Below are 22,254 nucleotides of genomic sequence, written 5' to 3'. Positions count from 1 at the left end.
CGCGCGGGGACTGTGGGAGCGGTCTACCTGCGGGATCGGTTCCGCGACGTGAGGCCGCGGACGATGGACCGCAGCCGCCCGACGCGCGGTTGCAGTTCCCGCTCGAAACCGTGGTCGGTCGGCTCGTAGTAGTCGACGCCGACCAGGACGTCGGGCGGATACTGTTGCGCCAGAACGCCGTCCGGGTCGTCGTGCGGGAAGCGGTAGCCCTGGGCGTTGCCGAGTTTCTTCGCCCCCGCGTAGTGCCCGTCGCGCAGCGGCGGCGGGACGGCGCCGGCCTTGCCCGCGGAGACGTCCGACATCGCCCTGCCGAGCGCCGAGGTCACCGCACCGGACTTGGGCGCCGTCGCGAGGTGGATGGTCGCCTGTGCGAGCGCCAGCTTGGCTTCGGGCATGCCCACCAGCTGCACCACCTGGGCGGCGGCGACCGCCGCCTGCAGGGCGGTGGGGTCGGCCATGCCGATGTCCTCGCTCGCATGGATCATCAGTCTGCGGGCGATGAACCGCGGGTCCTCCCCCGCCGAGATCATCCGGGCCAGGTAGTGGACGGCGGCGTCGACGTCCGAACCGCGGATGGATTTGATGAAGGCGCTGGTGACGTCGTAGTGCTGGTCGCCTGCGCGGTCGTAGCGGACCGCGGCGCGGTCGATGGCCGCCTCCACGTCGGCCACCGCCACCTCGCCGCCGGCCTCGACCGCGTCGGCACTGGCCTCGAGTGCCGTCAGGGCTCGGCGGGCGTCGCCGCCCGCGACGGCCACCAGGTGGTCGAGCGCGTCGTCGGACACGGTGACCGCACCGTCCAGGCCGCGCGGGTCGGCGACGGCGCGGCGCAGCACGGCCTTGATGTCGTCGTCGGTCAGGGACTGCAGGTGCAGCACCAACGATCGGGACAGGAGCGGGGCGACCACGGAGAACGACGGATTCTCGGTGGTGGCGGCCACCAGCAGCACGATCCGGTTCTCGACGGCGTCGAGCAGCGCGTCCTGCTGTGTCTTGGAGAACCGGTGGACCTCGTCGATGAACAGGACCGTCTGCTGCCCCTGCGCCAGTCGGCGGCGGGCCAGGTCGATGACGACCCGGACCTCCTTCACACCCGACGACAGCGCGGACAGCGCCTCGAAACGACCGCCGGTCGCCTGGCTGATGAGTGACGCCATCGTCGTCTTGCCTGTGCCGGGCGGACCGTAGAGCAGCACGGACGCCGCACCGGAACCGGCGATCAGTCTGCGCAGCGGGGCGCGCTCGCCGAGCAGGTGCTGCTGCCCGACGATCTCGTCGAGTGACTGCGGACGCATCCGGACCGCGAGGGGCGGTCTCGGCGTCCCCTTCTCCGGTACTGCGCCCTCGGCGCCGCCGTCGTCGGTGTCGAAGAGCCCGTCCTCCACGCCGGTCATCCGAACCAGTAGATCCGCAGCGCCTCTTGAACTCGGTCGGCGCCGTCGACGAAGGCCTCGTCGACGCCCGCCAGTTCGCCGGCGTCCGCGAGGTCGGCCCACCGGGCCAGGACCACGCGCGCGTCCGTCGTGTGCAGCGCCCAGTCGTGACCGGTCGCGTCGCCCTGGATCATCCAGTACGTCGAGAGCCAGACCCAGAGGGCGCGGGCGGTGAAGATCCGGCGCGCCAGTTTGCGATCGTTGATCGACGGCCAGAGCGGCTTCACCTCGCCGCGCCAGGCGTGGACCAGCGCGCGTTCGAGGCGCGGGCGGTCCATCACGACATCCGTGGAGAGCAGTGCGGGGAAGGTCGCGAGCGCGTAGGCGACGTCGAGGGTGGCGTCGCGGAACTCGCCCCACTCGTAATCCATGAACTGGACGCCGTCGCCGTTGATCAGGATGTTGCCCGGACCGACGTCGGCGGGGCTGAACGTGCGGAAGTCCCCGCTCGCGAACAGTTTCAGGCCGTTGTCGAGGATCTCGCGGGAGTTCGCGGGCAGGTCGACATCGATCTCCGCGAGCATGGCGGCGTGGGCCCGCACGGATGCCGCGGCCTCGTCGCCGATGCCGCCGCCCGCGACGGTGACGCGACCCTTGCCGCCCTTCGTCTTGCCGCTGACGCGCATCAGCGTGTCGAAGTCGTCCTCGCCGCCGAGGGTGGCCGCATGCATCCGCCCCAGGGCCTGGCCCCAGGCGCTGACGCCGCGTTCCACCTCGTCGATGTCGGTGGACCCGAGCAATTCGACCATGGGCCTGCCGTGACCGAGGTCGGTGAGGACCAGGAGCCGCTCCTCGAAGTCGGAGGCCAGCAGTTGCGGGCCCGGTCGCGACTTGGTCGGCAGCGCGGTCGCGTAGCGGTACGACGCGATCTCCCGCAGCACCTGCGAGGGCGCGGTCTGATCGTCGAACGCCTTGACGACCACCGTCCGGTCCAGCGAGACGGGGTTGTCGAGCACACGGGCACGGATGACGGTGGATCGTCCGGTGCCGCCGAGGTCCTCGGGTTCGTCGAGTTGCACCGAGGATCCCGCCCGCTTGGACAGGACTCCCTCGGCGGTCTCGAGGACTGACGAGATGCGTTCGTCAGCGATTGCGGTCATGGTTCCCTCAGTCGTCCGCCGGTGCCTTCGCCTCGGCGGAGGGCTTCTGCGGCTTCGCGTCGATTCCCGTCTCCTTGCGCTGCTCCGGGGTGATCGGAGCGGGCGCGTCGGTCAGCGGATCGATGCCGCCGCCCGACTTCGGGAACGCGATGACCTCGCGGATCGACGGCTCGCCCGCCAGGAGCGCGGTGATGCGGTCCCAGCCGAATGCGATGCCGCCGTGGGGCGGCGCACCGTACGAGAAGGCGTCGAGCAGGAAGCCGAACTTCTCCTGCGCGTCTTCCTCGCTGATGCCCATGATCTTGAAGACACGTTCCTGGACGTCGCGGCGGTGGATGCGGATGGAGCCGCCGCCGATCTCGTTGCCGTTGCACACGATGTCGTAGGCGTATGCGAGGGCGTCGCCCGGGTTGGTCTCGAGGGTGTCGAGCGATTCGGGCTTCGGGGAGGTGAAGGCGTGGTGGACGGCGGTCCAGGCACCCGCGCCGACGGCGACGTCACCCGCGGCCGTCGCGTCGTCGGCGGGCTCGAACAGCGGGGCGTCGACGACCCAGGTGAACGCCCAGTCGCCGTCCTTGATGAGGTCGAGCTTCTCGGCGATCGCGCCGCGAGCAGCGCCGAGGAGTGCGCGCGAGCTCTTGACCGCGCCGGCGGCGAAGAAGACGCAGTCGCCCGGCTTCGCGCCGACGTGGGCGGCGAGGCCTTCGCGCTCGGCGTCGGAGATGTTCTTGGCGACCGGTCCAGTGAGGGTCCCGTCCTCCTGGACCAGGACGTAGGCGAGGCCGCGCGCACCGCGCTGCTTGGCCCACTCCTGCCAGGCGTCGAGCTGGCGACGCGGCTGCGACGCTCCGCCGGGCATGACGACGGCGCCGACGTACGGGGCCTTGAACACGCGGAACGGCGTCTCGGCGAAGTAGTCGGTGCACTCGACGAGTTCGATGTCGAAGCGCAGGTCGGGCTTGTCGCTGCCGTAGCGACGCATGGCGTCGGCGTAGGTCATGCGCGGGATCGGGGTGGTGAGCTCGACGCCGATCAGCTTCCACAACGCGACCAGGATCTCCTCGGCGAGGGCGATCACGTCGTCCTCGTCGACGAAGCTCATCTCGATGTCGAGCTGGGTGAACTCCGGCTGCCGGTCGGCGCGGAAGTCCTCGTCGCGGTAGCAGCGGGCGATCTGGTAGTACCGCTCCATGCCCGCGACCATCAGCAGCTGCTTGAAGAGCTGCGGGCTCTGCGGCAGCGCGTAGAACGATCCCGGCTGCAGGCGTGCGGGGACCAGGAAGTCGCGGGCGCCCTCCGGCGTGGACCGGGTCAGCGTGGGGGTCTCGATCTCGACGAAGTCGTGCCCGCCGAGGACTCCGCGAGCGGCGGCGCTGACCTGGGAGCGCAGGCGGATGGCCTTCGCCGGCCCCTCCCGGCGCAGGTCCAGGTAGCGGTGGCGCAGACGCGCCTCCTCGCCCGGCTGCTCGTCGAGCTGGAAGGGCAGCGGCGCCGACTCGTTCAGCACCACCAGTTCCCGCGCGTTGACCTCGATGGCACCGGACGCCAGCGAGGGGTTCTCGCTGCCCTCGGGACGCACGTCGACCTCGCCGCTGATCTGGACGCAGTACTCGGCGCGCAGGTGGTGAGCCGCCTCGGCGACCTTCTCGTCACGGAAGACGACCTGCACCAGGCCGGACGAGTCCCGGAGATCGATGAACACGACCCCGCCGTGGTCGCGCCGACGCGCCACCCATCCGACGACGGTGACGGTCTGCGACGCGTCTTCGCGACGCAACGATCCGGCGAAATGAGTGCGGAGCACTGGGTTCCTTCCTTCTGCGCAGCACAAAGCTGCCAGGGTTCACGCTGTTCCGGTCAATTCTACGGATCGCCGCAGACAAAGCGACAAGCGCATCGATGTCACGGTCGACGGGACAGGTCGCGGCTACTGTATGCGCATGACGTTTCAAGGGAGCGGACCACTCGAGGGTGGGAATGTCAGTGCGGGCGGTTCTGGAGGGGGCGGCGGTTTCGGCGGTGGGCGCATGGCGCTCGGCGGCGGCGCCGGCATCATCGTGGCGATCGTCGCACTCCTGTTCGGGATCAATCCCGGCGACATCCTCGGAGGGGGCGGGGGCTCGTCGAACCAGCAGGTGGCCGGATCCAACTCCGGGTCCAACAACGAGGAGATGCAGAAGCACCTCGACAGCTGCACCGTCGAGATGGCCAACACCGACGACGCCTGCCGGATCAAGGCGACCACGATCAGCTTGAACAAGGTGTGGTCCAAGCAGATGCAGGGATACACCCAGCCCGCGACCATCATCTTCAGCGGTAACGTCAACACGGCCTGCGGCGCCGCGTCGTCGGCGATGGGACCGTTCTACTGCCCCGGGGATCAGACGGCCTACTTCGACCCGTCGTTCTTCGCCGATCTGAAGCGAATGGGCGGCTCCGACGGACCGCTCGCCCAGGAGTACGTCGTCGCGCACGAGTTCGGCCACCACGTCGAGAATCTGACCGGTGTCCTCGCCAAGGGCCAGCGCATGGGCAACGCGGGTTCGGTCCGCATCGAGTTGCAGGCCGACTGCCTCGCCGGCGTCTGGGCGTACCACGCTGACAAGGGCCCGGACGCCATGCTCAAGCCGCTCACCGACGAGCAGATCCAGTCCGTCATCCAGTCCGCGAAGGCCATCGGCGACGACACCATCCAGGGTGCAGGCTCCAATCCGGAGAGCTGGACTCACGGCTCCGCGAAGCAGCGCGTCCGCTGGTTCCAGATCGGCTACGACAAGGGCGACCCCCGCCGCTGCGACACCTTCGCGACCAACGACCTCTAGTCCGCTCATCTGAGCGACATCCGCTCACTTCAACGACGCTCGCTCACCTCCGGAGGTGAGCGAGCGTCATTTTGGTGAGCGAACACGGCTGAAGTTGGCGAACTCAGTAGCGGATCCCGAGGCGGTCGTACCGCTTCTCGAGTTTCGGGATCATCGTCTTGGCCCTGAGGTCGTCCCAGATCCAACGGCCGACATCGAGGCCGAGGTCTCGCAGTTGGTCTTCGCGCAGCTTCTCACGGATCACGACGTCTTCGACGTCCTCGCCGTCGCGCATCTCGCGCTGGTACTTGATCATGCCGTCGAACTCGCCGACGAAGAGTCCGTCCCTGCCGAAGTCGCATCGGGCCGTCCGTCCCGACTCGAGCGTGTACTCGACCTGCAGCTCGGGAAGCGGATGGTCGGCCTCGATCATCTGCGCGCGACTCCACGATTCACCGGGCGACTCCGAATCGCCGTCCGCGAAGGCGAATGCGTGGCGGGCGAGGGCGATCCCGTGACGACTCGCACGGAGGCGACGCTCGAAGTCTTCGGCGTCCCCACCGTTTCGGAGGGCGGTGTCGAAGGCGGCGAGAGCCTGCGGCAGGTTCTGCGTCTTCAGTGCCAGGTCGAGAGCCGTGCGTTCAAGGCTGGTCACGAGCAGGCCGCCGACCTCGACGACGTCGTCATCGTCGAGCAGACCCGAGTGGATGATCCGCTGCGAGCGCGTGGATCCACCGCCGTCCCTGCCGTTCGTCACGTGCACGTACCGCTGCTCGGGGTAGAGCAACTGCATGCCGTGGACGACGGCGGCCGACTCGTGGCTGAGTACGGGACGGCCGGCGCCGATGGCCGCCGCGATACACCGATATCGGTAGATGATTCGACCGGCGTCGATCCGACCGACGAGTAGGTGCGCTGGGATCGCCATGCCGCGCGCGACGACGATGAGTTCACCCGAATGCACCGCCGCTGCGAGGCGTCGTTCAGAGATCCCGGCCGCGAGCGCGGTCGCGCGGTGAACGATGCCGTATCGGTCGAGTGGCCACAGTGTCTCTCCCATGCCCCCATTGCATCGCGATTCGGACAAATACGCACACGCGTTATCCACAGATCTGTCGGAACCGTGCATCCGCGTACGCCAACGACGCTCGCTCACCTCCGGAGGTGAGCGAGCGCCGTGTCAGTAAGCGAACGCGGTCGAAGTGAGCGAACGTCAGGGAGCGAGCAGGGCTCGGATCTCCGCGACGACGTCGTCGAGCGCGATCTTGCGCTGTTCGCCGTTCGACAGGTCCTTGAGCTCGATCGTGCGCTCGTCGAGTTCGCGGTCGCCGAGGACGAGTGCGACGCGGGCGCCGGAGCGGTCGGCGGCCTTCATCGCACCCTTGAGGCCGCGGTCGCCGTAGGCGAGGTCGACGCTGACGCCTGCGGCGCGGAGCTGCCCGGCGAGGTAGACGAGCTCGCTCTTGGCGGCAGCGCCGAGCGGGACGCCGTAGACCTGCACGCGTCCCTCCCCCGCGACCGAGACGCCCTCGGCCTCGAGTGCCAGGACGGTGCGGTCGACGCCGATGCCGAAGCCGATGCCCGACAGGTCCTGCTTGCCGCCGATCTGCTTCATCAGACCGTCGTACCGGCCGCCGCCGCCGATGCCCGACTGCGCGCCGAGCCCGTCGTGGACGAACTCGAACGTCGTCTTGGTGTAGTAGTCGAGCCCGCGGACCAGGCGCGGATTGATGACGTACTCGACGCCCAGGCGGTCGAGGTTCGTGCGGACCAGGTCGAAGTGCTCGCGCGCGGTGTCGCTCAGGTGATCGAGCATCAACGGCGCGTCGGCGGTCATCTCCTTGATCTCGGGCCGCTTGTCGTCGAGGACGCGCAAGGGATTGATCTTCGCCCGCTCGCGGATCGGTTCATCGAGGTCGAGCCCGAACAGGAACTCCTGCAGCGCCTCCCGGTACTGGGGCCGGCAGGTGTTGTCGCCCAGCGAGGTCAGCTCCAGCCGGTAGCCGCTGAGCCCGAGGCTCTTGTAACCCTCGTCCGCGACGGCGATGACCTCGGCGTCGAGCGCCGGATCGTCGACGCCGATGGCCTCGATGCCGACCTGCTGCAACTGGCGGTAGCGACCGGCCTGCGGACGCTCATAGCGGAAGAACGGCCCGGCGTAACAGACCTTCACCGGCAGCTGGCCGCGGTCCAAGCCGTGCTGGATCACCGAGCGCATCACACCGGCGGTCCCCTCCGGACGCAGCGTCACCGTACGACCGCCCCGGTCGGCGAAGGTGTACATCTCCTTGCTGACGACGTCCGTCGACTCGCCGACGCCGCGCGCGAACAACGCGGTGTCTTCGAAGATCGGCAGCTCGATGTGCCCGTATCCCGCACGGTGCGCGGCTCCGGTCAGAGCGTTCCGGACGGCGAGGAAGTCGGCCGAGGCCGGCGGGAAATAGTCGGGAATGCCTTTCGGCGCCGCAAACTCTCCACTCACAGTCCGAATCGTCCTTTCTTGTCTGCACCCGGCAGGTCGAGCAGGAACGGATTGCCCGCCCGCTCGGCGCCGATGGTGGTCTGTGGTCCGTGACCCGGCAGGATCACGAGGTCGTCGTCGCGCGTCATCAGCTTCGCGGCGATCGACTCCAGCAGCTGCTGGTGACTGCCACCGGGCAGGTCGGTGCGCCCGATGGAACCATTGAACAGTACGTCTCCCGCGAAGCAGACCTCCGCGGAGTCCGGTGTCAAGAGCACACTGCCGCGCGAATGGCCGGGCGCATGATCGACGCCCCAGCGGATCCCGGCGGCGTCGACGTCCTCGCCGTCGACGAACTCGATGACCTTCTCCGGCTCCGTGAACGTCATGTCGCCGATCATCGACGACAGCGCGCTCCCCAGACCCATGCCGGGGTCGGTGAGCATCGGGCGGTCGTCCGCGTGGATGTAGACGGGGATCGAGTACTCGTCGGCCAGCTCGGTGGCATTCCACGTGTGGTCGAGGTGCCCGTGCGTCAGGAAGATCGCCACCGGCGTCAGGTCGTATTCGGCGAGAGCCTCCCGCACGCGCGGTGCGGCGTCTTGGCCGGGGTCGATGATGACCGCGTCGCTGCCGCGGTCCTCCGCCACCAGATAGCAGTTGGTCTGGAACATGCCCGCGGGGAATCCGGCGATCAGCACGGGGCGCACCTCCTCGTTCGCGCCCGGCGCGATTCCCGGACGACACGTTGGAACCCATTGTCTCATCGACCTTCCAGGCGCCTGCGATAGCATGGGGCCCGCTGTAGCGACAGCTACCCGCCCCACACGCCATACAGGAGGTTCCACCAGCGTGTCGTCCAACGAAGAGCGTCGCGAAGCCGCCCGCCGCAAGCTGGAAGAACGGCTTGAGAGCGAGCGTCGGGCGGCCCGACAGCGAAAGCTCGCCCTGATCTCGGTGTGCAGTGTCGCGGTCCTGGCCGCCGTGGCGGTCGGCGGATACTTCTACTACCGCCACTGGGACAACGAGCGCCACACCACCTGCGAGTACGTCAAGGCCGACCACGATCTCGGCAAGGCCGCCGCCGACTACCAGAAGCAGCTCGACGCCGCGAAACCGAACGAGATCACGCCGGAACAGCGCGCGGATGCCGAGAAGTACATCGCCAGGCTGAAGGAGGGCGCCAAGCTCGGCCGCACCGCGCCGAAGCCCGGCGACCGCACGCTGAACACCGGAACGGTGGACTGGACGCTCGACACCAACCTCGGGAACGTTCCGATCGCCCTCGATCGGGCCTCCGCGCCGTGCAATGTGAATGCCGTGATCTCGTTGTCGGACAACAAGTTCTACGACAACACGAAGTGTCATCGGCTGGCGCAGGGCAACGGCGTGTTCGTTCTGCAGTGCGGCGATCCGACCCTGACCAGCTCGGGCGGTCCGGGCTGGAGCAGCCCCGACGAGGATCCCACCGACCTCAAGGAGGGAACCCCCGTCAGCCCGCAGATGGTGGAGATGGGCATGCAGGGAACCGTTGTGTACCCGCGCGGCACGGTCGCGATCGCGAACCGCAACAATGCGCAGCAGCAGCTGTTCAACACCGGCAGCTCGCAGTTCTTCATCGTCACCAAGGACACCGAACTGCAGCCGAACCTCGCCGTCGTCGGCAAGGTCTCGCCCGAGGGCATGAAGGTGATCGACAAGGTGGTCGCCGGCGGCATCGACCCGGGTCCCCGCGGCTCCGCGGAGGACGGCACGCCGAAGACTCCCCTCGAGATCAAGAAGGCGTCGGTCAGCGAGGACTGACGTCGGCTCAGATACACGACAGCGGGGCGGACCGAGAGATCGGTTCCGCCCCGCTGTCGTTGTGTCCCCGCTGTCGTTGTGGCAAGGCCTGTTGTGTCAGGGCCTCAGGCCGCCGATGTCACCCGATAGACGTCGTAGACGCCTTCCACATTGCGGACCACGTTCAACACGTGGCCGAGGTGCTTGGGGTCGCCCATCTCGAAGGTGAACTTGCTCACGGCCACGCGATCGCGATTGGTGGTGAGCGTCGCCGACAGGATGTTGACCCGCTCGTCGGCGAGCACCCGCGTCACATCGGACAGAAGGCGATGCCGGTCGAGGGCCTCCACCTGGATCGCGACCAGAAACACCGACGACGGATTCGGCGCCCAGCTGACCGGCAGCAGCCGCTCGGGCTGCGACCGGAGATCGTCGGCGTTGGTGCAGTCGGAGCGGTGGACGCTGACGCCGCCGCCGCGAGTGATGAAGCCCAGGATCTCGTCGCCCGGCACCGGGGTGCAGCACTTGGCGAGCTTCACCAGGACGTTGTCGACGCCCTCGACGACGACGCCGCTGTCCCCGGTCTGCCGACGCCGCGCCGTCGTCGACGGGGTGGCACGTGCCGCGATCTCCTCCTCGGCCGCATCGACGCCGCCGAGCATCGCGACCAGGCGATGCACCACGCGACCGGCAGGGATGTGCCCCGCGCCGACTGCCGTGTACAGCGCGTCGACGTCCGCGAAGCCGAACTCCTTGGCCAGTGCCGTGATCGACTCCCCCGACAGCAGTCGGTGCACGGGGAGTCCGCCGCGGCGGACCTCCTTGACGATCGCGTCCTTGCCGGATTCGAGCGTCTCCTCGCGACGTTCCTTCGCGAACCACTGCCGGATCTTGGCCTTGGCGCGCGGGGAGACGACGAAGTTCTCCCAGTCCTTGCTCGGTCCGGCGGTCTCGGCCTTGGAGGTGAAGACCTCCACCACCTCGCCGTTCTCCAGGGCGCGTTCCAGCGCCACGAGACGGCCGTTGACGCGGGCTCCGATGCAGCGGTGGCCCACCTCGGTGTGAACGGCGTACGCGAAGTCGATGGGCGTGGATCCGGTGGGCAGCGTGATGACGTCGCCCTTCGGGGTGAAGACGAAGATCTCCTTGACTGCGAGGTCGTAGCGGAGGGACTCCAGGAACTCCCCCGGGTCCGCAGCCTCGCGCTGCCACGCCAGCAGTTGGCGCATCCAGGCCATGTCGTCGACCTCGGCGAGGTCGGTGGCCTTGCGCCCCTTGCCCTTCCGCCCCTCCTTGTAGCGCCAGTGGGCGGCGATGCCGAACTCCGCGGTCCGGTGCATCTCGACCGTGCGGATCTGCACCTCCAGCGGCTTGCCCTCCGGGCCGATCACCGTGGTATGCAGCGACTGGTAGACGCCGAAGCTCGGCTGCGCGATGTAGTCCTTGAACCGCCCGGCCATCGGCTGCCACAGCGAGTGGACGACACCGATCGCCGCGTAGCAGTCGCGGACCTCGTCGCACAGGATGCGCATGCCGACCAGGTCGTGGATGTCGTCGAACTCCTTCCCCTTGACGATCATCTTCTGATAGATCGACCAATAATGCTTCGGACGTCCCTCGACGGTCGCAGTGATCCGGGAGCCGCTGAGCGCATTGTTGAGGTCCGACCGCACACGCGCCAGGTAGGTGTCGCGGCTGGGAGCCCGGTCGGCGACCAGCCGGACGATCTCCTCGTACTTCTTGGGGTGCAGGATCGCGAACGAGAGGTCCTCGAGCTCCCACTTGACCGTGGCCATGCCGAGTCGGTGCGCCAGCGGGGCGATCACCTCCAGCGTCTCGCGGGCCTTGCGGGCCTGCTTCTCCGGCGGCAGGAAGCGCATGGTGCGCATGTTGTGGAGGCGGTCGGCCACCTTGATCACCAGGACGCGCGGGTCGCGAGCCATCGCGATGATCATCTTGCGGATCGTCTCGGCTTCGGCGGCGCTGCCGAGGACCACCTTGTCGAGCTTGGTGACGCCGTCGACGAGGTGAGCGACCTCCGACCCGAAGTCCTTCTCCAACTGCTCGAGCGAGTAGCCGGTGTCCTCGACTGTGTCGTGCAGGAGTGCGGCGACGAGGGTAGTGGTGTCCATGCCGAGGTCGGCGAGGATCGTCGCGACCGCGAGCGGATGGGTGATGTAGGGGTCGCCCGACTTTCGGAACTGTCCGGTGTGCTGATGATCGGCGACCGCGTAGGCCTGCTGCAGGACTGCGACGTCGGCCTTCGGGTACACCTCGCGGTGCAGCGAGACCAGCGGTTCGAGAACGGGTGCGATCCCGCTGCGGGGCGGTGCGGTCATCCGCCGTGCCAGGCGCGCACGGACGCGGCGCGAACTCAGCGGAGAGACGTCGTCCGGTCGCTTGGTGTCGGGATCGCTCATAGGGCGATCGTACTCAGCCGAGGCTGATGGCATGCACCCGAACGGCAGGACCGACGCCGTCGGCGATGAATCGACGGCCGGGCAGTCCCTGGAGTTCCATCACCACCGCGATCGCGTCGACGGTGGCGCCGGCCTGAGTCAGCAGTCGAGCCGCGGCGACGGCCGTCCCACCGGTGGCGAGGACGTCGTCGATCACGACCACCCGACGCCCGGCAAGCGGGATGCCCTCGGCGGGGATCTCCAGTCGCGCGGTGCCGTATTCGAGGTCGTAGTCGACGCCGATCACCGGTGGTGGCAGCTTGCCGCCCTTGCGGACCGCAATCACGCCGACGCCGAGCTGTCGTGCCACGGCGCCGCCGAGGAGGAAGCCGCGAGCGTCGACGCCGGCCACCAGTTCCGCGCCCGTGCAGGCGCTCGCCAGGGCGTCGATGACGGCGTCGAATCCGTCGGGATCGGCGAGGACCGGCGTCAAGTCCTTGAACGCGATCCCCGGCGACGGGAAGTCCGGCACCAGCCGGGCGTGCCGGGCGACGGCGTCCTGCGCCCGCCGAAGGCACTGTGCCTCGTCAGTGATCACGCAGTGCCCCAGCGATCCATGTTCCAGCCGGTGCCCGACGAGCCGAGACCCGGGACCACGCCGGTCACCTTGTTCGATTCCCGTGCCCGGACCGTGCCGAACAGCGGAATCGTCGGCAGTTCGTCCCACGCGGCGGTCTCGATGGTGCGCAGCAGCGGAAGGCGCGCGCTGTCGCTGACGGTACCGGCCAGTTCGCCGATCGCGTCGGTGACCTGCTTGCTCCCGAATCCCGACAGGTTCAGCGGATCCCCGGAGGCGAGGGAGAACACTTCCGGGAAACCGGAGGCGGTGCTCGACGCGGCGAAGCTGCCGTCCGACATCAAGACGGCGTCGAACTCGACGCCCAGACCGGCGACGGTGGATTCGGGCGACGACGCGTCCTCGACGGTCAGCCCCGCGGGCCGACAGCTGTCGCCGATCGTCTTGACGATCGCCGCGTTCTCGGTGGACTTCGCCAGGTAGCCGATGCGCACGGTGGGCGGCGTCTTCTTCGCGTCGGCCCGATCGGCGAGCAGGCGCTTGGCGCGCGCGAGGTCGGTCCGCGGGTAGCGGCGACCGTACTGGACGTTCAGCGACGGTCCGAGCGGGTCGGCGGGCGACGCCGAGCGCAGGTTCCAGGTGACCCCGTTCGCGCCGAAGCGGCGGGCAAGGACATCGCGCGGCATGCACGACGCCAGAGCCCGGCGGATCGTGCGATCGGCGCCGATCCCCTTGCTCGCGAAGACCAGCTGGGTGACGGCCAGCGGTGCGGGTTCGCGTTCGGTGGTGCGGTCGGTCGGCACCGTGGCCGATTCCGCGCCGCTCAGCTTGTCGGCGAGAGCCAGCTCACCGGTATCGATGACCGTGGCGCGCGACCCGTCGAGCGCCGATTCACCGTTGGTGCCGCGCGGCCACACGGTGATCTCGTCGGACGTCGGCGCCGCACCCCACCACTTGTCGTTGGCGAGGAGTTTCAGGCCGCCGTCGACGGTGTAGGAGTCGATGCGGTACGGGCCGGCCGACGGGAACTTCTTCTGGTCGACGGGCGCACCCGGCTTCAGTGCGAAACCGGTGTTCCAGGCCTTCGCGATCGCGGCGATCGCCTTCTTGTCGCCCGAGCGGATCGGGTCGACGACGTTGGGCACGCCTGCCGCTTGGGCGACGACCTGCGGCGGCAGGAGCGTGCCCGCGCCGAAGAGTTCACGCCACTGGCCGTAGTCGCGGCCGCGTTTGAAGACCACCGTCGCGACCTTGTCGCCGGGTTTGCAGTCCACCCGCTCGATGTCCTCGTATCCGGCATGGGTCGCGGCGTCGAACCCCTTGGTGGTCCCGCTCATCGCCGTCGCCGCGAGGAAGAGGGCATCGCAGGTCATCGGCTTGCCGTCGGAGTAGACGGCGGCCTTGTCGAACTCGTACCGCAGCGTCAGCGACCGGCCGGACTCCTCGGTCACGCGACCCACGTCGCGATCGGCCATGATCTGACCGTCCGGACCGACGATCGCGAAGCCGGGCAGCACCCGGGACAGGGCCATGATCGCACCGTCGGCGTGTCCCTCGACGGTGTTGACGTTGTACGACGCCACGCGGGCGTCGACGATGTAGTCGACGTCCGCGCGGTCCTCGCTCCCGCAGGCGACGAGGAGTGCACCCGCGGCCGAACCGGCCGCGATGATCGCTGCGGCACGGCGCAGCCGCGGGTGAATCATGCTGAGGCCCTCTCCCGACGTGCCATCACCTTCGCGTTATGGCGTTTGATGTCCTTGTTCCGTTCCTTCATCGACACCAACCACGGCGAAGCGAGGAAGACCGACGAATAGGTACCGACCACGACACCGACCAGCTGAATCAGCGCGAGGTCCTTCAACGTGCCGACGCCCAGCATCCACACCGCGACCACCATCAGCGCGATGATCGGCAGCACCGAGATGACCGTGGTGTTGATAGAGCGCATCAGCGTCTGGTTCACCGCCAGGTTGGTCTGCTCCGCGTAGGTGCGACGCGTCGTCACCAGGACGGATCTGGTGTTCTCCTCCACCTTGTCGAAGACGACGACGGTGTCGTAGACGGAGAAGCCGAGGATCGTCAACAGGCCGATCACGGTGGCCGGCGTCATCTCCCAGCCGACGAGCGAGTAGATGCCCGCGGTCACCACGAGGTCGAAGACGAGGGAGGCCATCGCGGCCACCGACATCTCCTTGTCGAATCTGATCGCGATGTAGATGAACGCGACGATCAGGAAGACGACCAGGGCGATCAGCATCTTCCTGGTGATCTCCTGACCCCAGGTGGAGCTGACGTCCGACGAGCTGACGTCGCCCGGCATCACCTCCGGCTGGAAGGCCGTGCCCAGAGCGTGCAGCAGGTTGCCGGTCTCCTCCCGAGACAGGGTCTCGGTGCGGATCTGGAACGTCGCCGCGTCGCCCGCACCCGCGGCCTGAACGGTCTCCGGCGCCCGGTGGAGGGTGTCTTCGAAGACACGCGAGACGTCCGAGGTGGTGATGGACCCGCGGGCAGGCATCGAGATCTGCGTGCCGCCCTCGAAGTCGATGCCGAACGTGAATCCGCGGATCGCGATCGAGAGGATGCAGATCACCATCATCACGCCCGAGATCACGTACCACATGCGGCGCTTGCCGATCACGTCGAAGGCGCCGGTGCCCGAGTACAGGCGCGACAGGAACGAGTGGTTATTGTCGGCGACGTAGTCGGCGTCGGACCATTCGGTCGTCGCCTTCTTGTCGTCGATCGTCGGTTCGCTCACTGGTTGCCTCCTTCGGACGCGTCGACGCTGACACCGGCGGCCGAGCGTGCCGCGGCCTGCGCCTTCCGACGCTCACGGGCCACTTCCGAGACCGCGCCGAGGCCGTTGACGGCCGGGCGCGACAGGAAGGAGTTCCGGCTGGCCAGAACGACCATCGGGTGGGTCACCATGAACACGATCATGATGTCGATCAGGGTGGTCAGACCCAGGGTGAACGCGAAGCCGCGGACGGCGCCGACGGCCAGCAGGTAGATGATGGCCGCACAGATGAAGCTGACCGCGTTACCGGTCCACACCGTGCGGCGGGCGCTCTGCCAGCCGCGGGTGACCGACGATCTGACCGTTCTGCCCTCGCGCATCTCATCCTTGATGCGTTCGAAGTAGACGACGAACGAGTCGGCCGTCATGCCGATGCCGATGATCAGACCGGCGATGCCGGACAGGTCCAGGGTGAACCCGATCCACCGGCCGAGCAGGACGATGATGCCGTAAACCATGGCACCGGCCCAGATCAGCGACAGCACCGACAGGAAGCCCATCGCCCGGTAGTAGAGCAGCGAGTAGATGAGGACCAGGATCAGGCCGACGAGACCGGCGATGAGACCGGCGTTCAGCGACTGCAGACCCAGGGTGGCCGACACCGTCTGCGCGTCGGACATCGCGAACGACAGCGGCAGCGAACCGTACTTCAGGGCGTTGGCGAGCGCCTCGGCCTCCGACTGGGTGAACTTGCCGCTGATCTCGGTGGTGCCGAGGATCTGCTGGTTGATCGACGGTGCGCTGAGGACGCGCGTGTCGAGGGTGACCGCGGTCTGGACGCCGACATTCTTGCCGGTGAAGTCGGCCCACGTCTTCTGTGCGTCGCCCTTGAAGTCGACGTTGACGGTCCAGGCGCCGGTCTGGTTCTGACCGGACTTGGCCTGCCCGATGTCCCGGCCGTCGATCAGCATGGGCTTGAGCAGGTACACCATGCCGTCGTCCTTGCCGCAGGCGACGAGGTACTCGTTCGGCTTGTCGTAACCGACCAGCGGATCGCTGTACTCGGGCGAGCAGTTGACCTTGGCCATCTCGGCGCGCAGCTTGGCGAGGGTGGCCTCGTCGGCGTTCGCGGGCGCCTGACGCGCCTTGCGGGCGGCATCGACGGCCGCGGACTGCTCCTGCGGCGTCATGTTGACGACGTCCTTGGCGTTCGGGTCCTTCTTCTGCGGCTGCGCGGGCTGCTGCTCCACCACGGGGCGGATGTACAGGCGAGCCGTCTGACCGAGGTCGCGGGCTTGCTTACCGTCGTCGCCCGGAACGGTGATGACAATGGTGTTGCCGTTGACGACGACTTCGGAGCCGCCGACGCCGAGACCGTTGACGCGCTGGTCGATGATCTGGCGGGCCTGGTCGAGCTGCGAAGCCGACGGCGCGCTGCCGTTGTCGGTGCGCGCGGTCAGGACGACGCGGGTGCCGCCCTGGAGATCGATGCCGAGCTTCGGGGTGGGGCTCCCGCCTCCGGTGAAGAAGACCAGACCGTAGATGATGCCGAGGATCACGAAGAAGATCGTGAGCGGCTGCCACGGCGGAGCCTCACGGCGGAGCCGACCGGCCCCGCCACGCAGATTGGGTTTAGTCACGCGTTTGTTCTACTTCTCTTCGTTCTGCTCTTTGTCGAGCGACACGGTGTCGGAGGCGTCGGATCCTGTGACATCGCCCGCGGCGTCGTCGATCGACTCGATGGACGGCGCGTCCGCATCCGGGCTGACGACCTCGCGGATGGCCATGCGGTTCCACTCGGTGACGACACCCGGGGCGATCTCGATGGTGACGATGTCCTCGCGGTCCGCATCGACGACGGTGCCGAACAGGCCGGCGTGCAACTGCACCCGGGCACCGGCGGTGAGCGAGCTCTGCATCTCGGTCACGGCGGCGGCACGCTTCTTCTGATTGCGGATGCTGAAGAACATGAAGGCCGCCATGGCGGCGAGCATCAACGGGAGGATCAACGACGATTGCATGGGGACCAGTGTGCCAGGCCCGAGGGCCAGACCCCACGTACAGGTCGTCGCGAACCGGTGAAACGTGTCCGCCGACACGCCGAAGGCACACATCTCCGGCGCGATCGCGGTGCGGACGGGGTCAGTTGAACGACGGCGTCAGTTGAACGAGGGGCTCAGTTGAACAGGGTGCCCGCGTCGTCTTCGCGGGCGCGGACGCCGTGGACCTGGTCGATGGCCCCGGCAGGCGGTTGCAGCCCGAGGTGATGCCAGGCGCCGGCGGTGGCGACGCGGCCGCGCGGTGTGCGGGCGATCATGCCCGCACGGACCAGGAACGGCTCGCACACCTCCTCGACGGTCGCCGGCTCCTCACCGACGGCCACCGCCAGAGTCGACACGCCGACCGGTCCCCCGCCGAAGCCGCGGACCAACGCGCCGAGGACCGCCCGGTCGAGCCGGTCGAGTCCGAGGTCGTCGACGTCGTACACCTTGAGGGCGGCACGGGCCGCCGCGAGGTCGACGTGGCCGTTGCCGCGGACCTCGGCGAAGTCGCGGACGCGGCGCAGGAGCCGGTTGGCGATGCGCGGCGTTCCGCGGGATCGTCCGGCGACCTCGGTCGCGGCGTCGGCGTCGATCGGGATGCCGAGGATGCCCGCCGACCGCTGGAGCACCCGGACCAGTTCGTCGGTCTCGTAGAACTCCATGTGGGCGGTGAAGCCGAAGCGATCGCGGAGCGGGCCGGTGAGGGCACCGGAACGCGTGGTGGCCCCGACCAGGGTGAAGGGCGCCACTTCGAGCGGGATGGACGTGGCGCCGGGGCCCTTACCGACGACGACGTCGACGCGGAAGTCCTCCATCGCCAGGTACAGCATCTCCTCCGCGGGGCGAGCGATGCGGTGGATCTCGTCGATGAACAGTACATCGCCCTCGACCAGGTTCGAGAGCATGGCGGCCAAGTCGCCTGCCCGTTCCAGCGCGGGGCCGGAGGTGATGCGGATGGCGGCGCCCATCTCGCTCGCGATGATCATCGCCAGGGACGTCTTGCCCAGACCGGGCGGGCCGGACAGGAGGATGTGGTCGGGGGTGCGGCCGCGGGCACGGGCCGCGTGCAGGACCAGCTCCAACTGTTCGCGGACGCGCGGCTGACCGATGAAGTCACCGAGGCTGCTCGGCCGCAGGCCTGCGTCCAGGTCGCGGTCGCCGTCGACGACGGATGCGCTCATGAAGTCGCGGTCGTCTACCTCGTCCATCATCGACGCGGTCCGAGCGAGCTGAGGGCGGCGCGCAGCAGCGTCGACGAGTCGGCGTCGGCGTTGTCGGCGAGGACGGCGGCGACGGCCTTCTCCGCGGCGCCTTCGGTGAAGCCGAGTCCGACGAGCGCCTCGGCCACCTGTGCGCCGACGCCGGCCGGTGCCGCGACGCCCGCAGCGGGCACTCCGCCGGGAACCGCCGTCACCTTGTCCCGCAGCTCCACGACAAGACGTTCGGCGACGCGCTTGCCGATGCCGGGCACGGCGGTGAGCGCCTTGGCGTCGGAGTCGGCGAGGGCGCGACGCAGACTGTCCGGCTCCAGGACCGCGAGGGTCGCCATCGCCAACCGTGGGCCCACACCGGTGACGGTCTGCAGCAACCCGAACAGGTCGCGGGCATCGGGGTCGGTGAACCCGTACAGGGTCATCGAGTCCTCGCGGACCATCATCGCGGTCAGCAGGCGCACGTGCTCGCCGCGCCGCAGGGTTCCGAGGGTCGGCGGGGTCGCCAGGACCCGGTAGCCGACTCCGGCGCACTCGACCACCGCGTGGTCGAGTGCGATGTGAATGACTTCGCCGGACACCGACGCGATCACAATGCAGCCTTTCCGCCCGTGATCATCCGGGCTTCCTCCTGGGCGGCCTTGAGCCGCGCGCGGTGGCGGTTCTGCGCCTCGCGCGCACGTTCGGCGGCCTCCTCCATGCGACGGTTCACCGGCCCGCGCCAGCTGTGGCAGATGGCGAGGGCCAGAGCGTCCGCGGCGTCGGCGGGCTTGGGCGGGGTCTGCATCCCGAGGATGCGCGTGACCATCGCGGTGACCTGCGCCTTGTCGGCGCGACCGGATCCGGTGACCGCGGCTTTGACCTCGCTGGGCGTGTAGAAGCCGACGGGAAGATCCCGCTCGGCCGCCGCGAGTGCGATCACGCCGGACGCCTGCGCGACGCCCATCGCGGTGCTGACCTGGCGTTGTGCGAAGACCCGTTCGATGGCCACCACGTCGGGGTGATGCGTGTCGAACCACTGCACCGCGGCCCGGTAGACGCCGAGAAGTCGCTTCTCCAACGCCATGTCGGCGGGTGTGCGGATCACATCGACGTCGAGGGCCGTGACCTTCCGCCCCTGCCCCGCCTCCACGAGCGCGATGCCGCACCGGGTCAGGCCGGGGTCGATGCCCAGTACTCGCACTCCCGCTCACCTCTCGATCCCCGCCGAGCCTCAGCAAGCCCGAACAGAACACTTGTTCGAGATTGTAACGCATGCGATCCGACCCGACGGGCATCGACACAGCGACGGCCCTCGCAACGGCAGGAGCCCGACTCCGTTGCCGGGGCCGGGCTCCTTGTCGACGACGTCAGGATCAGTCGTTGTCGAGCTCGGCGAGGACCTCGTCGCTGATGTCGACGTTGCTGTAGACGTTCTGGACGTCGTCCGAGTCCTCGAGGGCGTCGACCAGCCGCATCACCTTGCGCGCGCCGTCGGCGTCGACCGGGACCGAGACCGATGCGCGGAAGTCGGGCTCCGCGGAGTCGTAGTCGATGCCGGCCTCCTGCAGTGCGGTGCGGACGGCGATCAGGTCGTGGGCCTCGCTGACGATCTCGAAGGACTCACCGAGGTCGGTGACCTCTTCGGCGCCCGCGTCGAGCACGGCCATCAGGATGTCGTCCTCGGTCTGGTCACCCTTCTCCAGGGTCACGACACCCTTGCGCGTGAACAGGTACGACACCGAGCCCGGATCGGCCATGTTGCCGCCGTTGCGGGTCATCGCGACGCGGACGTCGGTGGCGGCGCGGTTGCGGTTGTCGGTGAGGCACTCGATGAGAATGGCGACTCCGTTGGGTCCGTACCCCTCGTACATGATGGTCTGCCAGTCGGCACCGCCGCCTTCTTCACCGCCGCCGCGCTTGCGCGCGCGCTCGATGTTGTCGTTGGGGACGGACGACTTCTTCGCCTTCTGAATCGCATCGAACAGCGTGGGGTTTCCGGCCGGATCTCCACCACCCGTGCGGGCTGCCACCTCGATGTTCTTGATCAGCTTGGCGAACATCTTGCCGCGCTTGGCATCGATGGCAGCCTTCTTGTGCTTGGTAGTGGCCCATTTGGAGTGGCCGCTCATTGTGGTTCCCTTCTGAACTGTTGAGGCGACCGGACAGCACGGAGAGCCGTCCAGCGCACCCGGAAATTCTACGCTGCGCCGACCATATCGACGAAGAACTGGTGCACCCGCACGTCGCCGGTGACCTCGGGATGGAACGACGTCGCCATCACGTTGCCCTGCCGGACCGCGACGACGCGTCCCGCGGCGGGACCGTCCTGGACGGACGCGAGGACCTCGACGCCGGGCCCGGTGCGCTCCACCCACGGCGCACGGATGAAGACGGCGCGCATGGGGTCGGCGTCCGGGAGATCGGTGATGCCCGCGAACGCGAGGTCGGTCTCGAAGGACTCCACCTGACGGCCGAAAGCGTTGCGCCGCACCGTGATGTCGAGCGCATCCAGGTGTCGGGCGTCGTCCCGGGTGTCGAGGATCGTCGACGCGAGCAGGATCATGCCCGCGCACGATCCGTAGGCGGGCAGTCCCTCACGCAACCGACCCACCAGGGGCTCGTACAGGTCGAACACGCCCAGCAGTCGGCTCATCGCGGTGGACTCCCCGCCCGGGATCACCAGGCCGTCGACCGCGTCGAGTTCGGCGCGACGCCGGACCGGGACGGCCTCCGCACCGCACGCGTTCAACGCCGCGACGTGTTCGCGGACGTCGCCCTGGAGGGCCAGGACGCCGATTCTCCGGTCGCTTCCCGCGGCGCTCACTCCACCGGCCTCATGATCGACGCGGCGGACTCGGGCACACCGCTGCGGGTCAGGCCCTCCTGGGTGACGGCGGCGACCATGCGACCGCTGCGGTCGAAGATCCGGCCCTGCGTCAACGACCGACCACCGCCCGCCGACGGCGAGGTCTGGTCGTACAGCAGCCAGTCGTCGGTGCGGAAGGGACGCAGGAACCACATCGCGTGGTCGAGCGAAGCGTTCTGCGTCTTGACGTCGCGGTGGATCACCGACGACGAGCCCAGGAGCGTCATGTCGCTCATGTACGCGAGAGTGCACACGTGCAGCAGGTGATCGTCGGGCAGCGGTTTGCGGTACTTGAACCAGACGCGCTGCTGCGCGGCCAACCCCGGCAGCTTGGCCGTGTTCTCCTGATCGACGATCCGGATGTCGAAGTTCTCCCACTCGGCGAGCAGCATCTTCTGCGCGGGCGTCGCCGAGTCGGTGCGGTCCGAGAGGGTTTCGGGATCGGGTGCGGGCGGCATCGTGTCCTGATGTTCGATGCCGTGGTCGTCGGTGATGTGGAACGACGCCGACATCGAGAAGATCGCCTCGCCGTCCTGCACTCCCGTCACGCGGCGCGTGACGAACGAACGGCCGTCGCGGATCCGGTCCACCAGGAACACGGCGGGCATGTCCGGCTTGCCTGGCCGCAGGAAGTAGCCGTGGAGTGAGTGCACCGCGAACTTCTCGTCGACGGTCCGGGTCGCCGAGACCAGCGCCTGCCCGGCCACCTGTCCCCCGAAGGTGCGTCGCAGGTGACTGGGGAACGATCCACCGCGGTAGATGTCGTTGTCGATCCGCTCGACGGCCAGGATGTCTTCAATGTTCGCCACGTCGCCGATTATCGCATCGAGCCGAACAGTCGACTCACAGGTAGGGTCGAA

20 protein-coding genes are annotated in these 22,254 nt (G+C 68.4%); 2 read left to right on the top strand and 18 right to left on the bottom strand.

Annotated features, from left to right (window positions below):
- Window positions 1–23 precede the first annotated feature (23 nt).
- Genes ACH46_RS09750 through aspS form a run of 3 tightly spaced genes read right to left on the bottom strand, consistent with a single transcriptional unit; the run spans window position 24 to window position 4,337 of the window.
- Entirely contained in the window at window positions 24–1,394 is a 1,371-nt protein-coding gene (locus tag ACH46_RS09750; protein ID WP_062392723.1) for a replication-associated recombination protein A, read from the bottom strand.
- Window positions 1,391–2,533: a hypothetical protein gene (locus ACH46_RS09745; RefSeq protein ID WP_062392722.1), complete on the bottom strand. Its 1,143-nt coding sequence runs from the start codon at window positions 2,531–2,533 to the stop codon at window positions 1,391–1,393. Before ACH46_RS09745 ends, ACH46_RS09750 begins: the two co-directional genes overlap by 4 nt.
- Window positions 2,534–2,540: 7 nt before the next feature.
- The gene (aspS, locus tag ACH46_RS09740; RefSeq protein WP_062392721.1) at window positions 2,541–4,337 is read right to left on the bottom strand and encodes an aspartate--tRNA ligase; all 1,797 of its coding nucleotides are present in this window, start codon (window positions 4,335–4,337) and stop codon (window positions 2,541–2,543) included.
- A 136-nt stretch (window positions 4,338–4,473) separates the two neighbouring features.
- On the opposite strand from aspS, the gene ypfJ reads away from it, so the two are divergent.
- Window positions 4,474–5,355: a KPN_02809 family neutral zinc metallopeptidase gene (gene ypfJ, locus ACH46_RS09735; protein ID WP_062395217.1), complete on the top strand. Its 882-nt coding sequence runs from the start codon at window positions 4,474–4,476 to the stop codon at window positions 5,353–5,355.
- A 103-nt stretch (window positions 5,356–5,458) separates the two neighbouring features.
- Here ypfJ and ACH46_RS09730 read toward each other — a convergent pair whose 3' ends face one another.
- From ACH46_RS09730 to ACH46_RS09720, 3 genes are all read right to left on the bottom strand, one after another.
- Window positions 5,459–6,394 (bottom strand): type IV toxin-antitoxin system AbiEi family antitoxin domain-containing protein, encoded by a 936-nt coding sequence (locus ACH46_RS09730; protein ID WP_226995828.1) that lies wholly within the window; start codon window positions 6,392–6,394, stop codon window positions 5,459–5,461.
- Window positions 6,395–6,547: 153 nt separating this feature from the next.
- A complete protein-coding gene (hisS, locus tag ACH46_RS09725; protein ID WP_062392720.1) occupies window positions 6,548–7,816 on the bottom strand; it encodes a histidine--tRNA ligase in 1,269 nt (422 codons plus the stop codon).
- Complete coding sequence (locus ACH46_RS09720) at window positions 7,813–8,496, bottom strand: MBL fold metallo-hydrolase (protein ID WP_062392719.1); 684 nt, start codon at window positions 8,494–8,496, stop codon at window positions 7,813–7,815. Before ACH46_RS09720 ends, hisS begins: the two co-directional genes overlap by 4 nt.
- A 151-nt stretch (window positions 8,497–8,647) precedes the next feature.
- Between ACH46_RS09720 and ACH46_RS09715 the strand changes: the two genes are divergently transcribed.
- Complete coding sequence (locus ACH46_RS09715; RefSeq protein ID WP_062392718.1) at window positions 8,648–9,598, top strand: peptidylprolyl isomerase; 951 nt, start codon at window positions 8,648–8,650, stop codon at window positions 9,596–9,598.
- Between the two features lie 104 nt (window positions 9,599–9,702).
- Here ACH46_RS09715 and ACH46_RS09710 read toward each other — a convergent pair whose 3' ends face one another.
- The 12 genes from ACH46_RS09710 to ACH46_RS09655 all read right to left on the bottom strand — a co-directional run bounded on the left by ACH46_RS09710 (window position 9,703) and on the right by ACH46_RS09655 (window position 22,203).
- Window positions 9,703–11,997: a RelA/SpoT family protein gene (locus ACH46_RS09710; RefSeq protein WP_062392717.1), complete on the bottom strand. Its 2,295-nt coding sequence runs from the start codon at window positions 11,995–11,997 to the stop codon at window positions 9,703–9,705.
- Between the two features lie 13 nt (window positions 11,998–12,010).
- Window positions 12,011–12,586: an adenine phosphoribosyltransferase gene (locus tag ACH46_RS09705; protein WP_062395214.1), complete on the bottom strand. Its 576-nt coding sequence runs from the start codon at window positions 12,584–12,586 to the stop codon at window positions 12,011–12,013.
- Window positions 12,571–14,259 carry an ABC transporter substrate-binding protein gene (locus ACH46_RS09700; protein WP_062392716.1) on the bottom strand — a complete coding sequence of 563 codons (1,689 nt, stop codon included), beginning with the start codon at window positions 14,257–14,259 and terminating at the stop codon, window positions 12,571–12,573. Before ACH46_RS09700 ends, ACH46_RS09705 begins: the two co-directional genes overlap by 16 nt.
- Complete coding sequence (gene secF, locus ACH46_RS09695) at window positions 14,256–15,314, bottom strand: protein translocase subunit SecF (RefSeq protein WP_062392715.1); 1,059 nt, start codon at window positions 15,312–15,314, stop codon at window positions 14,256–14,258. The genes ACH46_RS09700 and secF overlap by 4 nt, the downstream gene beginning before the upstream one ends.
- Window positions 15,311–16,933 (bottom strand): protein translocase subunit SecD, encoded by a 1,623-nt coding sequence (gene secD / locus ACH46_RS09690; RefSeq protein ID WP_062392714.1) that lies wholly within the window; start codon window positions 16,931–16,933, stop codon window positions 15,311–15,313. The genes secF and secD overlap by 4 nt, the downstream gene beginning before the upstream one ends.
- A 9-nt stretch (window positions 16,934–16,942) precedes the next feature.
- On the bottom strand, window positions 16,943–17,314 hold the full coding sequence (gene yajC, locus ACH46_RS09685; RefSeq protein ID WP_062392713.1) for a preprotein translocase subunit YajC: 372 nt from the start codon (window positions 17,312–17,314) through the stop codon (window positions 16,943–16,945).
- 155 nt (window positions 17,315–17,469) lie between these two features.
- Window positions 17,470–18,546 (bottom strand): Holliday junction branch migration DNA helicase RuvB, encoded by a 1,077-nt coding sequence (ruvB, locus tag ACH46_RS09680; RefSeq protein ID WP_062392712.1) that lies wholly within the window; start codon window positions 18,544–18,546, stop codon window positions 17,470–17,472.
- Window positions 18,543–19,139 carry a Holliday junction branch migration protein RuvA gene (ruvA, locus tag ACH46_RS09675; protein WP_062392711.1) on the bottom strand — a complete coding sequence of 199 codons (597 nt, stop codon included), beginning with the start codon at window positions 19,137–19,139 and terminating at the stop codon, window positions 18,543–18,545. Before ruvA ends, ruvB begins: the two co-directional genes overlap by 4 nt.
- Complete coding sequence (gene ruvC / locus ACH46_RS09670) at window positions 19,136–19,729, bottom strand: crossover junction endodeoxyribonuclease RuvC (protein ID WP_062392710.1); 594 nt, start codon at window positions 19,727–19,729, stop codon at window positions 19,136–19,138. The genes ruvA and ruvC overlap by 4 nt, the downstream gene beginning before the upstream one ends.
- Window positions 19,730–19,901: 172 nt before the next feature.
- Window positions 19,902–20,657 carry a YebC/PmpR family DNA-binding transcriptional regulator gene (locus ACH46_RS09665; RefSeq protein WP_062392709.1) on the bottom strand — a complete coding sequence of 252 codons (756 nt, stop codon included), beginning with the start codon at window positions 20,655–20,657 and terminating at the stop codon, window positions 19,902–19,904.
- 68 nt (window positions 20,658–20,725) lie between these two features.
- The gene (pdxT, locus tag ACH46_RS09660; protein WP_062392708.1) at window positions 20,726–21,352 is read right to left on the bottom strand and encodes a pyridoxal 5'-phosphate synthase glutaminase subunit PdxT; all 627 of its coding nucleotides are present in this window, start codon (window positions 21,350–21,352) and stop codon (window positions 20,726–20,728) included.
- Window positions 21,349–22,203, bottom strand: coding sequence for an acyl-CoA thioesterase (locus tag ACH46_RS09655; RefSeq protein ID WP_062392707.1), 855 nt, complete (start codon window positions 22,201–22,203; stop codon window positions 21,349–21,351). Before ACH46_RS09655 ends, pdxT begins: the two co-directional genes overlap by 4 nt.
- Window positions 22,204–22,254 lie beyond the last annotated feature (51 nt).

Source organism: Gordonia phthalatica, assembly GCF_001305675.1.
GTDB lineage: Bacteria > Actinomycetota > Actinomycetes > Mycobacteriales > Mycobacteriaceae > Gordonia > Gordonia phthalatica.
Note: the sequence above shows the minus strand (reverse complement) of the source record. Positions and strands in the feature narration are given on the sequence as shown.